We start from the raw sequence: 13,217 nt of genomic DNA, 5'->3' as shown, positions 1-13,217 counted from the left end.
CCACAGGCCGGAGTTGTCCACAGGCTCTCGGCGGATTCCCCGCCGGGCACGCTGCGGCCCGTACCGTCCTGCGCCATGAGAACCCTGACGCCGGGCGCGGCCAAGCGCCGCGAGACCGCCGAGACCGTCCGGGGCCGGCTGACGCACCTCCTCGCCATCCAGCCCCCGGCGGGTGACCTCCCGCCGGGCGGGCCGCCCGCGCCGCCCGGGGAGCCGCCCGGGGAGCCGCCGGAGGTGCCGCCGGGAGGCGAGCCGGAGCCCGTTCCGCCCCCGGAGCCCGAACAGCGCCCGCCCGCGCCCGTCCTTCGCCCGGCCGCCTTCGCCCGCCCGGTGCCCGCCCTCGACCGGCGGGCGGTGCTCGCGCTGGCCGTCCTGCTCCTCCTCGCCCTCGCCTACGCCGTGCAGCACTTCTGGCTGGGCCGCCCCCGGGCCGTACAGGTCCCGGTGGCCGCAACGGCAACGATCAGCTCGGAGCCGGGCCGGGGCGCCGGTCCCGAGCCGGCCGTCGTGGTGGTGGACATCGCCGGTCGGGTCCCGAGCCCCGGCGTCCGCGCGCTGCCGGCCGGATCCCGGGTGGCCGACGCCCTGCGGGTGGCCGGCGGAGCACTGCCCGACACCGACACCAAGCAGCTCAACCTGGCCCGCGTACTGACGGACGGTGAGCAGGTCCTGGTCGGCGAACCCGCCCCGCCGCCGAGCGGCGGCCCAGCCCCCGGAAGCCCCGTCAGCCTCAACCACGCGACACCCGAACAGCTCGACACGCTCCCCGGCGTCGGGCCGACGCTCGCCCAGCGCATCATCGCCTTCCGCCAGGCCCACGGGTCGTTCCGCTCGCTGGACCAGCTCAGACAGGTCAGTGGCATCGGAGCGCGCACCTACGACGAGATGAAACCGCTGCTCACCCTCTGATCCCGGACAGGCCGGGCCGAGAGGAACCGGACCAACTCGAACCGGTCCGAAGGAGGTGACCCCCGATCGCCGCACCCCTCTCCGGGCGGCCGCCGGACGGCCTGCCCGGCCCTGCCGCCGACCTCCGGCTGCTGCTCCCCGCCGCCTCCGCCTGGGCGGTCACCGCAGCCGTCCTCCGGCTGGGGCCCGGCCACCGCCCGGTTGCGGTCGCCGGAGCAGCAGCCGCTGCCACCGCAGCCGTCCTGCTGCTGCTCGACCGGCCCGGGCGCCGACCCCGGGCCCGCGCCACCCTTGCCGCCGTCCTCCTCACCGCGGCCGCCGCCACCGCCGCCACCGTCCTGCACACCGCCGACCTCCACCGCGGCCCGCTGGCCGCCCTCGCCCAGCCCCGCCCGGCCGCCACTCTGCCCGCCGGGCCCACTGCCGGTCCGACCACCGGTCCCCCTACCGGTCCCACCACCGGTCCCACCACCGGGCCTACTGCGGAGCCTTCCGCCGAACCGCCGCCGCCCCCCGACCTGCTGGTCGAACTCGTCATCGCGGGCGACCCGCGCAACCGCACCTCACGCGCCCGTGGGACGGCCCCGGGGCAGTCCCTGCTCACCGTGGAGGCAGTCGCCGAACGGGTGACCGTGCCCGAAGGCGCCGGGCCGGTCGGCACCACCCGGACCAGCACACCCGTCACGGTCATGGTCCGGGCCCAGGACGCGGCCGGCTGGCAGCCGTTGCTCCCCTCCACCCGCGTCGCCGCCGACGTCCGGGTGAGGCCGGCGGGAGACGGACCCGACGACGGCGCCGCACTGCTCCTCGCCCACGGGCCGCCCCGGCTGCTCGCACCGCCGAGCCTCCCGCAGCGCATCGCGGGCCGGTTGCGGGCCGGCCTGCGCTCCGCCGCCGACGGCCTTCCCCCCGACGCGCGGGGGCTGCTCCCCGGTCTCGTCGTGGGTGACACCTCGCGGCTGCCCGACGACCTCCGCGAGGCCTTCCGCGCCACCGACCTCGCGCACCTCTGTGCGGTCAGCGGGGCCAACCTGATGATCCTTTTGGCCGTCCTGCTCGGCGCCCCCGGCCGCGCGGGCAGCGCCGAACGCGGCGGCCTCGCCGGCCTCCTCGGCCTCTCGCTGCGCAAGACCGCGGTGCTCGGCACCGCCCTGACCCTCGCCTTCGTGACCGTCTGCCGGCCCGATCCCAGCGTGCTCCGCGCCGCCGCGACCGGCCTGATCGGGTTGCTGGCCCTGGCTGTCGGGCGCCCGCGCCACGCGGTTCCCGCCCTCTCGGGCGCCGTCCTCGTCCTCGTCCTGTTCGACCCCCTGCTCGCCCACTCCTACGGGTTCCTGCTCTCCGTGCTCGCCACCACCGGTCTGCTGGTCCTCGGCCCGCGCTGGACGGCCGCCCTGCGCGAGCGCGGTTGGCCCGGGCCGCTCGCAGCCGGGTTCGCCACCGCCGCTGCCGCCCAGGCGCTCTGCGCGCCCGTCACGGTGCTGTTGGCGCCACGGATCAGCCTGGTCGCGCTGCCCTGCAACCTGCTGGCGGAACTGGCGGTCGCCCCGGCCACCCTGCTCGGGTTCGTGGTGCTGGCGGTCGAACCGGTGTCGGCCCCGCTCGCCCACCTCCTGGCGCGGCTCGCCGGGCTGCCGGCCGGCTGGCTGGCCGCCGTCGCCCGCCACGGTGCGGCCCTGCCCGGCGCTCAACTGTCCTGGCCCGGAGGGCTCTCCGGTGCGGCCCTGCTGGCTGTGGCCACCCTCGCCGCGTACTGGGCCCTGCCGCTGCTGCTGCCGCCCACCGGGCGCCAGGGCGGCGTGGACGGCCCGTGGACGGCCCGCGCCGCCCGGCTGCGGGCCCTCGGGACCGCCGCCCTCGCCCTCACCCTGCTGGTGATCCTGCTCAGGCCGCCGACGCTGACCAGAATCGCCACGGGCTGGCCGCCCGCCGGGTGGCGCCTGGCGATGTGCGACATCGGCCAGGGCGACATGCTGGTGCTGCCGGTCCTCTCCGACGACAGGGCCGGCGGTGCCCCCGACAGCGCGGTCGTGATCGACGCGGGGCCGGATCCGGACGCGGCCGACACCTGCCTGCGGGGCCTCGGCATCACCCGGGTTCCACTGCTGCTCCTGACGCACTTCCACGCCGACCACGTGGAGGGCGTCCCGGGCGTGCTGCGCGGTCGCGCGGTCGGCGCAGTCGAGGCCACGACCCTGGATGAGCCGCCCGGCGAGGCGGCCCGGGTACGGGGCTGGGTGGCGGCGGCCGGCCTGCCGCTCCTGCGCGCGGTGCGGGGAGAGCACCGTACGGCCGGTCCACTGCTCTCCTGGGACGTGCTCTGGCCCGCCGGGCCACCGGGCCCGGCCTCACCCACGGCGCCTCCCGTACGCCCCGTGCTACCGGCGCCGGGCCCGAACAACGCCAGCGTCGCGCTGCTCGCCACCGTCGGCCGCGGCGGCGGGCCGGGCGGGGCCCTGCGGATCGCCCTGCTCGGAGACCTGGAGCCCCCGGCCCAGGCGGCGCTGACGGCCCGTTCCGTCCCGGGCCCGGTGGACGTCCTCAAGGTGGCCCACCACGGCTCGGCGAACCAGGACTGGAGCCTCACCACCGCCTGGCGCCCGCGCCTGGCCCTGGTCTCCTGCGGCCGGGACAACCCCTACGGCCACCCCGCGCCCCGCACGCTCGACCGACTGCGGGCCCTCGGCGCGACCGTCCTGCGGACGGACCTGGCGGGGGACGTCGCGATCCTCGGCGACACCCCCGCGACCCTCGCGGCAGCCACCCACCCGCACGACCGGCCGCCGGGCCACCGGTGACGAGCGTTCACCCGGTCCGGCCCGTCAGCCCCTCACCCCTTCACCCCTCCTCGCGCCAGCCCTCGTACTCGGCGGCGAGCGCCTCCAGCTCCAGCAGCAGTTCGCCCGTCCACCCGTCCTCCGGAGCCTCGACCACCACCAGCCACTGCGCGTCCTCCGCGTCGTCCTCACCGGCCAGCGCGTCCCGGACCACGTCGAGGCGGCCGAGGGCGGGGCGGCGCTCGGCCAGCTCCTGTGCGGCCTCGTCGGCGGCATCGCGGTCGGGCAGCACGAGCAGCTGGCGTGCGTGGAGGTCCGGGGCTTCGTCGTTCTCGTTCACGCCCCCATTCTCCAGACCCCGCCCACCGCGCCGGACCCCGCCCGGGCCGTCCGCCACCTCCCGCCCCGCGCCTCGGCCCCGCCCCGCCCCGCCCACCCTGCGCCCCGCCCGCCCTGCGCCCCGCCTGCCCTGCACCCTGCCCGCGTGCGCGATGCCCCGCTCCGCACCCCGGCGGGATTGTCGGGAGCCCGTGGGATGCTGGTACGCGATGGCCAGGAAGAGTGCACCCGATGACCTGCTCGCCCCGCTGACCCTCGCGGTCGGCCAGGAGGAGCTGCTGCTCGACCGTGCGGTCGCCCAGGTGGTGGCGGCGGCGAAGGCGGTCGACTCCGACACCGACGTACGGGACCTGGCTCCCGGTGCCCTCCAGCCGGGCAGCCTCGCCGAGCTGACCACACCTTCGCTGTTCTCCGAGCGCAAGGTCATCGTGGTCCGGGCAGCCCAGGATCTGTCCGCCGACTCCGTGAAGGAGGTCAAGGCGTACCTGGAGGACCCGGCCGACGAAGTGATCGTGATCCTGGTGCACGCCGGCGGCGTGAAGGGCAAGGGCCTGCTGGACGCCGGGCGCAAGGCGGGTGGCCGTGAGGTCGCGTGCGCGAAGCTGACCAAGGCGGGGGACCGGCTCGCCTTCGTCCGCAACGAGTTCCGCACGCTGGGCCGGTCGGCGAGCCAGGAGGCCTGCCAGGCCCTGCTGGACTCGCTCGGCAGCGACCTGCGCGAGCTGGCCGCCGCGTGCAGCCAGCTGACGGCCGACGTCGAGGGCACCATCGACGAGACCGTGGTGGCCCGCTACTACAGCGGCCGGGCCGAGGCCACCGGCTTCGAGGTGGCCGACCTCGCCGTCACCGGGCGGGCCGCGGAGGCGCTGGAGCGGCTGCGCTGGGCCCTCGCCGTCGGCCAGCCGCCCACCGGGATCACGTATGCGCTGGCCTCGGGCGTCCGCAGCATCGGCCGCCTCGCGACCACCGGCCGGAACATGCGCCCCGCCGACCTGGCCCGCGAGCTGGGCATGCCGCCGTGGAAGGTGGACCGGGTCCGCCAGCAGATGCGCGGCTGGACGGGCGACGCCGTCGCCGTGGCACTCACCGCGATCGCGCAGGCCGACGCGGCCGTCAAGGGCGGCTCCGACGACCCGGCCTACGCCCTGGAGCGCGCGGTGGTCACCGTCGCCAGGGCGGCCCGCTCAGGAGCCCGCTCGTACTGACCTCCGCCCTCGCCGGCCCCTCGGTTCCGTACCGGCCCCCGGTTCCGTACCGGCCCCCGGTTCCGTACCGGCCCCCGGTGCCGGCCGTCCTCAGGGGCCGCCGAGGGCCTTGAGCAGGTCCCGGCTGTCGGCGAGCAGCGCCTGCCGGATGGTCTCCCGGTCGGGCGGTGTGCTCCGGCCGTCCTGGTAGCTCCCGGACCAGGAGAGGTAGTACGTCATGCCGCCGTCCCGGACCTGCAGTTCGTGCGAGACGCTGTGCCAGCTCCGGTCGGTGCTGCCCGGCTCGTCCCGGTAGGCGAGGTAGGCGTCCTCGCCGAGACCGGGCACGTCGCTGGTCTGGTAGTGCTGCTGCTGCATCCCCGCCCGCTCGGCGTCGAACTCCAGACTCGCGTTGACGGCCTTGTGCAGGTTCACCCGCAGGTACAGCGAGGCGTAGTCGTCACCGCTGCTGCTACTGCTCGAATTCCGTTGCAGCGAAAGGATGCAGGACATCGAGTCGAGTGCCGGGTGCCGTTCGGTGTGATGGGCCGGCGAGCCGTCCGGGCTCGGGTACAGCTGGGTGAACCTGACCAGCCTGGCCGTCCGGCACAGGTCGTCGACCGGGCGGTACCCGTGCACGCTCTGCGGCGAGGCGGCCGTGGTCACCATCCCGGGCACGTTCAGCACGGCGGCGCCCCACACGGCCGAGGCGAGCACGGCGCCTGTGAAGGCCCACCCTGCCCTGCGGCGCAGCTCCCCGCGCGCCGTGGGCCCGCCCCCTGCGGGCTCACCCGGAGTCTGCGCCGGGCGGCCCGGGCCCGGAGTCTGCGGAGTGCGGCTCCCGTACGCCGGACCGGTCCGTGGCGGCGTCGACATGTCTGTGCGTCCTCCCCGCGGGTCCACCGCCGGCGGCCGGTGGTGACGGCCCGCTGCCGCTGCCGCCCCGCCGCCCTGGCGCCGCTGCGACGACCATAGCGGGAGCCCCCGGCCGCCCGGCCGGGTTGTGGCGGAATCCGTCAGCGGGGCCCCGGGCGGGCATGGCCTCGGAACGCGGACTGCCCGCCCGGAGTGATCCGGGCGGGCAGTGGGCGGACGGCCTGTCGCCAGGCGGGTCCGCGGTCGATCTGTGTGCACCGCACCCGCGTGGCGAACGCAGGCCGCGTGCGGTACGAGTCTGTGCGCCTCAGGGTCCCGGGTAGAGGGCCGGTTCGACCTGAGGGGGTGGGGCCGTGACGGCCCCGTGGCGTCAGGCCTGGACGGTCGCGTTGACGCGCTTGGTGATGGCCGACTTCTTGTTGGCGGCCTGGTTGGCGTGGATGACGCCCTTGCTGACGGCCTTGTCGAGGGCCTTGGAGGCCTCGCGGGCCAGCACGGTGGCCTTCTCGGTCTCGCCGGCGGCAGCGGCCTCGCGGGCCTTGCGCAGGGCGGTCTTGAGCGAGGACTTGACGGCCTTGTTGCGCAGGCGCGCCTTCTCGTTGGTCTTGTTGCGCTTGATCTGGGACTTGATGTTCGCCACGAAGGAGCCTCAGTCTTGTTCGTAATGGTTCTGACTAGGTCGCACCGCACGGTCCCGGTCTGCTGAGAGGGCATGCCAGGGCCAGGTGCAGCGGCCAACGCTACCAGGGGCCGGGGCCCCATCCCAAACCGGGCGCGAGCCGGTCACCGGTGGGGCTGCGCCGTGAGCAGCGCGTCCCCGTAGTGCTCGACCTCGGGGAACGGCGCGTAGAAGGGGTGCAGCAGCGCCCGCCAGCGCTGGTACTCGGCGGAGCGGCGGAACCCCTCGGTGTGGTCGGCGAGGGTGTCCCACTCCACCTGGAGGAGGAAGCGGGAGGTGCGGCCCTCGTCCAGGCAGCGGCGGACCGCCAGGGAGCGGAACCCCCGCTGCACCGCGATCAGGGGCTTGGCCTCGGCGAAGGCGGCGAGGAACTCGTCCTCGCGGCCGGGCAGGACGTCGAGCAGGGCGCTTTCCAGGATCACGGACGGATCGTAGCGGCCGTTCCGGGGGAGGCCGGACGGAGCTGGACGGCGAGCCGATGCGCGCTCGTGGGAGGATGGTCGGAGCCATATCGATCGGACGAGACCGTCCGGTCCCCGGGAAGCGGCTCCTTCGGTCGGCGTCAGTGCGATGTCGACGACGTTGAGGGGGGCGAGCGCCCGGCCCCCGGACCAACGGAGAATCGGACCAAGGTGCCCGCGACCCCCAGCAATGTGCCACAGCCCAGCCGTACCGACCCGGCGCTGATCCGCAACTTCTGCATCATCGCCCACATCGACCACGGCAAGTCGACGCTCGCCGACCGGATGCTCCAGATCACCGGTGTCGTCGACCCCCGGCAGATGCGTGCCCAGTACCTCGACCGCATGGACATCGAGCGCGAGCGCGGTATCACCATCAAGTCGCAGGCGGTCCGCCTCCCGTGGGCGCCGACGGTCGGCGAGGGGGTGGGGAAGACCCACATCCTCAACATGATCGACACCCCGGGCCACGTGGACTTCACGTACGAGGTGTCCCGTTCGCTCGCCGCCTGCGAGGGCACCATCCTCGTGGTGGACGCCGCCCAGGGCATCGAGGCGCAGACCCTCGCCAACCTGTACCTGGCGCTGGAGAACAACCTCACGATCATCCCGGTGCTGAACAAGATCGACCTGCCGGCCGCCCAGCCCGAGAAGTACGCCGCCGAGATCGCGCACATCATCGGCTGCGACCCGGAGGACGTCCTCAAGGTCAGCGCCAAGAGCGGCCTCGGCGTGCCGGAGCTGCTCGACCACGTGGTCGAGAAGATCCCGGCGCCGGTCGGCGTCAAGAACGCCCCGGCCCGCGCGATGATCTTCGACTCGGTCTACGACACCTACCGCGGCGTGGTCACCTACGTCCGCGTGGTCGACGGTGAGCTCACCAAGCGCGAGCGGATCGCGATGATGTCGACCGGCGCGACCCACGAGCTGCTGGAGATCGGCGTCATCTCGCCGGAGCCCAAGGTCGCGGACGGCCTCGGCGTCGGTGAGGTGGGCTACATCATCACCGGTGTGAAGGACGTCCGGCAGTCCAAGGTCGGTGACACGATCACCTCGATGCACAAGGGTGCGACCGAGGCGCTGGGCGGCTACAAGGAGCCGCGCCCGATGGTGTTCTCCGGCCTCTACCCGCTGGACGGCAGCGACTACCCGCTGCTGCGCGACGCCCTCGACAAGCTCCAGCTCAACGACGCGGCCCTGGTGTACGAGCCGGAGACGTCGGTCGCGCTGGGCTTCGGCTTCCGCTGCGGCTTCCTGGGCCTGCTGCACCTGGAGATCGTCCGGGAGCGGCTGGAGCGCGAGTTCAACCTCGACCTGATCTCCACCGCCCCCAACGTCGTCTACCGGGTGGTCATGGAGGACGGCACCGAGCACACCGTCACCAACCCGAGCGAGTTCCCGACCGGCAAGATCGCCGAGGTGAACGAGCCGGTGGTCCGCGGGTCCATCCTGGTGCCGAACGAGTTCGTCGGCGCCGTCATGGAGCTCTGCCAGGGCCGCCGCGGCAACATGCAGGGCATGGACTACCTGTCCGAGGACCGGGTGGAGCTGCGCTACACCCTCCCGCTCGCCGAGATCGTCTTCGACTTCTTCGACATCCTGAAGTCCAAGACCCGCGGCTACGGCTCCTTCGACTACGAGCCGATCGGTGAGCAGACGGCCGACCTGGTGAAGGTCGACATCCTGCTGCACGGCGACGCGGTCGACGCGTTCTCCGCGATCGTGCACAAGGACAAGGCGTACAACTACGGCATCATGATGGCCGGCAAGCTGCAGAAGCTGATCCCGCGCCAGCAGTTCGAGGTGCCGATCCAGGCCGCCATCGGCTCGCGCGTGATCGCCCGTGAGACCGTCCGCGCGATCCGCAAGGACGTCCTCGCGAAGTGCTACGGCGGTGACATCTCGCGCAAGCGCAAGCTGCTGGAGAAGCAGAAGGAGGGCAAGAAGCGGATGAAGATGGTCGGCCGCGTGGAGGTCCCGCAGGAGGCCTTCATCGCCGCGCTGTCCACCGACGCGGACGCCCCGAAGGAAAAGAAGTAGCGGCACCCCGGACACGGCGGAGGGGGCCACGGGCAGTCGTCCGTGGCCCCCTCCGCCGTATCCGGCCGCAGGTCAGTCGACCTCGGCCACCGCCTCGGCGAACTGTGCCTTGTACAGCCGCGCGTACGCGCCGCCGACGGCGATCAGGTCGTCGTGCGAGCCCTGCTCGACGATCGCGCCGTCCTCCATCACCAGGATCACGTCCGCGTCGCGGATGGTGGAGAGCCGGTGGGCGATCACGAAGCTCGTCCGGCCGCTGCGCAGGCGGGCCATCGCCCGCTGGATGAGCACCTCGGTGCGGGTGTCGACGGAGCTGGTCGCCTCGTCGAGGACGAGGATGCTCGGCTGCGCGAGGAACGCCCGGGCGATGGTGATCAGCTGCTTCTCGCCCGCGCTGACGCCGGTGCCCTCGTCGTCGATGACGGTGTCGTAGCCGTCCGGGAGGGTGCGCACGAAGCGGTCGACGTGCGCGGCCTTCGCCGCCTCGACGACCTGCTCGCGGGTGCTGGCGCCGTCGGCGCCGTACGCGATGTTCTCGGCGATGCTGCCGCCGAACAGCCAGGTGTCCTGGAGCACCATGCCGATGCCGGCCCGCAGCTCCTCGCGGGACATCGCCGCGATGTCGACGCCGTCCAGGGTGATCCGGCCGTGGCTGACCTCGTAGAACCGCATCAGCAGGTTGACCAGGGTGGTCTTGCCGGCGCCGGTCGGGCCGACGATGGCCACCGTGTGGCCGGGCTCGACCTTGAGCGAGAGGTCCGAGATCAGCGGCTTCTCCGGGTCGTACCGGAACGCGACGTCCTCGAAGGCGACCCGCCCGCGCAGCTCGGCCGGGCGCTCCGGCATGGCCGGCTCGGCGGACTGCTCGGGGGCGTCCAGCAGCTCGAAGACCCGCTCCGCCGAGGCGACGCCGGACTGCACCAGGTTGGCCATGCTCGCGACCTGCGTCAGCGGCTGGCTGAACTGGCGCGAGTACTGGATGAACGCCTGCACGTCGCCGATCGACAGCGCGCCGCTCGCCACCCGCAGACCGCCGACCACGGCGACCAGCACGTAGTTCAGGTTGCCGATCAGCATCATCGCGGGCTGGATGATCCCGGAGATGAACTGGGCCCGGAAGCTGGAGGCGTACAGCGCCTCGTTGTGCTCGCGGAACGTCTCGGCGGACTCCTTCTGCCGGCCGAACACCTTCACCAGCGCGTGGCCGGTGTACATCTCCTCGATGTGGGCGTTGAGCTGCCCGGTGGTCTTCCACTGGGCCACGAACTGCGGCTGCGCCCGCTTGCCGACCCGGGTGGCCACGACCACCGAGACCGGCACCGAGACCAGCGCGATCAGCGCGAGCAGCGGGGAGATCCAGAACATCATCGCCAGCACGCCGACGACGGTGAGCAGCGAGTTCACCACCTGGCCCATGGTCTGCTGCATGGACTGGCCGATGTTGTCGATGTCGTTGGTGACCCGGCTCAGCACCTCGCCGCGCGGCTGCCGGTCGAAGTAGCTGAGCGGCAGCCGGGTGAGCTTGGCGTCCACGGACTCGCGCAGCCGGAAGACCGTCCGCTGGATCGCGGTGGTGGCGATCCGGCCCTGGACGATGCCGAACACGGCGGAGGCGACGTAGATCGCCAGCACCCAGAGCAGGACGGTGCCGATGGCGCCGAAGTCCATGCCCTGGCCGGGGGTGAAGTCGACCGAGTTGAGCAGGTCGGCGACGCCGCTGTTGCCCTCCTGGCGCAGGCCGTCGATGACCTGGGCCTTGCTGACCCCGGCGGGGCTCTGCCGGCCGACCACGCCGGCGAAGATCAGGTCGGTGGCGCTGCCGAGCACCTTGGGCCCGACCACGGCGCAGCCGATGCTGAGCACACCGAGGCCGAGGACGCCGGTGAGGGCCGCCCGCTCGGGGCGCAGCAGGTTGAGGAGCCGCTTGCCGGAGCCCTTGAAGTCCATCGACTTCTCGGCGCCCTGGCCGCCCATGAACCGGCCGGGGCCGGCCGGACCGCGCCGGGCCGCTGCCGTCTGCGAGTCGCTGACCGGCGGCTTCGGGGCGTCCTTCGTGAGCCCGGGAGCGGTGTCCTTCGCGGGCCCGGAAGTCTCGGGGCCCTGGTCGTCCGGGGTGGTCACGCCGCCTCCTGCTCGGTGAGCTGGGAGAGCACGATCTCCCGGTATGTCGGGTTGTCGGCCATCAGCTCGTGGTGTGTCCCGGTGCCGACCACGGCGCCCTCGTCGAGGACGATGATCCGGTCGGCGTCCCGGATGGTGCTGACCCGCTGGGCGACGATCAGCACGGTCGCGTCGGCCGTCTCCTGGGCCAGTGCCTTGCGCAGCTTGGCGTCGGTGGCGTAGTCGAGCGCGGAGAACGAGTCGTCGAAGAGGTAGATCCCGGGCCTGCGGACCAGGGCCCGGGCGATCGCCAGGCGCTGGCGCTGCCCGCCGGAGACGTTGCTGCCGCCCTGGGCGATCGGGGCGTCGAGGCCCTCGGGGAAGGTCTCGACGAACTCCTTGGCCTGTGCGACCTCCAGCGCGTGCCAGAGTTCCTCGTCGGTGGCGTCCGGACGGCCGTAGCGGAGGTTGCCGGCCACCGTGCCGGAGAACAGGTACGGCTTCTGCGGGACGAGGCCGACCGTCTCGGCGATCAGCTCGGGTGCCAGGGTGCGGACGTCCACGCCGTCCAGCAGGACGGTGCCGCCGGTGGCGTCGAACAGTCGCGGGACGAGCCCGAGCAGGGTGGACTTGCCGCTGCCGGTGGAGCCGATCACGGCGGTGGTCTGGCCGGGCGCGGCCAGGATGTCGATGCCGCGCAGCACCGGGGCCTCGGCGCCCGGGTAGCGGAACTCGACGTCGCGCAGCTCCAGGTTGCCCCGGCGCAGCAGCTCGGTGACCGGATCGGCCGGCGGGACGACGCTGGACTCGGTGGCCAGCACCTCCTGGATCCGCTCGGCGCAGACCTCGGCGCGCGGCACCATCATGAACATGAAGGTGGCCATCATGACGCTCATCAGGATCTGCATCAGGTAGGAGAGGAAGGCCGTCAGCGCGCCGATCTGCATCCCGCCGCTGTCGATCCGGTGCGCTCCGAACCACATAACGGCGACGCTGGAGGCGTTCACCACGAACATGACGCTCGGGAACATGAAGGCCATCGTCCGGCCGACCCGCAGCGAGACGTCCGTGAGTTCCTGGTTGGCGCCGCCGAAGCGCCGCTGCTCGTGGCCGTCCTTCACGAAGGCGCGGATCACCCGGATGCCGGTGATCTGCTCGCGCAGCACCCGGTTCACCGTGTCGATCCTGGTCTGCATCGAGCGGAACGCCGGCCGCAGCCGGCGCACCAGCAGCGTCACCACGACGCCCAGCAGCGGGACCACGACCAGCAGCAGTGCCGACAGCGGCACGTCCTGGTTGAGGGCCATGATCACGCCGCCGAGGCACATGATCGGCGCGGCGACCATCATGGTGAAGCCCATCAGCACCAGCATCTGGACCTGCTGGACGTCGTTGGTGGTGCGGGTGATCAGCGAGGGCGCGCCGAACTGGCCGAGTTCGCGGGCCGAGAAGCTCTGCACCCGGTCGAAGACCGAGGCCCGGATGTCACGGCCGACGGCCATCGCGGTGCGGGCGCCGTAGTAGACGGCGCCGACCGAGCAGACGGCCTGGGCCAGGGTGACGGCGATCATCACCGCGCCGATCTGCAGGATGTAGGTCGTGTCGCCCTTCACCACGCCGTCGTCGATGATGTCGGCGTTCAGGGTGGGGAGGTAGAGCGCTGCGATGGTCGACACCAGCTGGAGCAGCACCAGCAGGGAGATCGGTCGGTGGTAGGGCCTCAGATGGGCCCTGAGCAGTCTGATCAGCACTGGCAACACTCTCATGCTCGACAGCGGGATTCGCATCCCGATTTTCGGTCCCGTGCGGACTTGTGTACGGCTGTTCCCGCAATGGCTTCGCCTTGCTCCGA

Annotated in this window: 10 protein-coding genes; 4 read left to right on the top strand and 6 right to left on the bottom strand. The window is 73.1% G+C overall.

Annotated features, from left to right (window positions below):
• The first annotated feature begins 75 nt into the window (after positions 1–75).
• Together ACFUK0_RS01895 and ACFUK0_RS01890 are read left to right on the top strand one after the other, a co-directional pair.
• Positions 76–909 (top strand): helix-hairpin-helix domain-containing protein, encoded by an 834-nt coding sequence (locus ACFUK0_RS01895; RefSeq protein WP_380246030.1) that lies wholly within the window; start codon positions 76–78, stop codon positions 907–909.
• Positions 910–1,514: 605 nt separating this feature from the next.
• A complete protein-coding gene (locus ACFUK0_RS01890; RefSeq protein WP_380246029.1) occupies positions 1,515–3,707 on the top strand; it encodes a ComEC/Rec2 family competence protein in 2,193 nt (730 codons plus the stop codon).
• A 40-nt stretch (positions 3,708–3,747) separates the two neighbouring features.
• On the opposite strand, the gene ACFUK0_RS01885 is transcribed toward ACFUK0_RS01890, so the two are convergent.
• A complete protein-coding gene (locus tag ACFUK0_RS01885) occupies positions 3,748–4,026 on the bottom strand; it encodes a hypothetical protein (protein ID WP_380246028.1) in 279 nt (92 codons plus the stop codon).
• A 208-nt stretch (positions 4,027–4,234) separates the two neighbouring features.
• On the opposite strand from ACFUK0_RS01885, the gene holA reads away from it, so the two are divergent.
• Positions 4,235–5,230, top strand: coding sequence for a DNA polymerase III subunit delta (gene holA / locus ACFUK0_RS01880; RefSeq protein ID WP_380246027.1), 996 nt, complete (start codon positions 4,235–4,237; stop codon positions 5,228–5,230).
• A 90-nt stretch (positions 5,231–5,320) separates the two neighbouring features.
• Here the strand turns inward: holA and ACFUK0_RS01875 are convergent, their stop codons facing one another.
• The 3 genes from ACFUK0_RS01875 to ACFUK0_RS01865 all read right to left on the bottom strand — a co-directional run bounded on the left by ACFUK0_RS01875 (position 5,321) and on the right by ACFUK0_RS01865 (position 7,186).
• On the bottom strand, positions 5,321–5,926 hold the full coding sequence (locus ACFUK0_RS01875) for a hypothetical protein (protein ID WP_380246026.1): 606 nt from the start codon (positions 5,924–5,926) through the stop codon (positions 5,321–5,323).
• 529 nt (positions 5,927–6,455) lie between these two features.
• The gene (rpsT, locus tag ACFUK0_RS01870; protein ID WP_073927651.1) at positions 6,456–6,725 is read right to left on the bottom strand and encodes a 30S ribosomal protein S20; all 270 of its coding nucleotides are present in this window, start codon (positions 6,723–6,725) and stop codon (positions 6,456–6,458) included.
• 143 nt (positions 6,726–6,868) lie between these two features.
• Positions 6,869–7,186, bottom strand: coding sequence for an antibiotic biosynthesis monooxygenase family protein (locus ACFUK0_RS01865; protein ID WP_380246025.1), 318 nt, complete (start codon positions 7,184–7,186; stop codon positions 6,869–6,871).
• Between the two features lie 210 nt (positions 7,187–7,396).
• On the opposite strand from ACFUK0_RS01865, the gene lepA reads away from it, so the two are divergent.
• Positions 7,397–9,265, top strand: a complete 1,869-nt coding sequence (gene lepA, locus ACFUK0_RS01860; RefSeq protein WP_380246024.1) for a translation elongation factor 4 — start codon at positions 7,397–7,399, stop codon at positions 9,263–9,265.
• Positions 9,266–9,337: 72 nt separating this feature from the next.
• Here lepA and ACFUK0_RS01855 read toward each other — a convergent pair whose 3' ends face one another.
• Both ACFUK0_RS01855 and ACFUK0_RS01850 read right to left on the bottom strand, forming a co-directional pair.
• The gene (locus ACFUK0_RS01855) at positions 9,338–11,239 is read right to left on the bottom strand and encodes an ABC transporter ATP-binding protein (RefSeq protein WP_380246082.1); all 1,902 of its coding nucleotides are present in this window, start codon (positions 11,237–11,239) and stop codon (positions 9,338–9,340) included.
• 143 nt (positions 11,240–11,382) lie between these two features.
• Positions 11,383–13,116, bottom strand: a complete 1,734-nt coding sequence (locus ACFUK0_RS01850; RefSeq protein WP_380246081.1) for an ABC transporter ATP-binding protein — start codon at positions 13,114–13,116, stop codon at positions 11,383–11,385.
• Positions 13,117–13,217: the final 101 nt, after the last annotated feature.

Source organism: Kitasatospora sp. NPDC057223 (assembly GCF_042669755.1).
In the GTDB taxonomy this organism is placed as follows: domain Bacteria; phylum Actinomycetota; class Actinomycetes; order Streptomycetales; family Streptomycetaceae; genus Kitasatospora.
The sequence above is the reverse complement of the archived record's forward strand: the minus strand, read 5'-3'. Positions and strand labels throughout refer to the sequence as shown.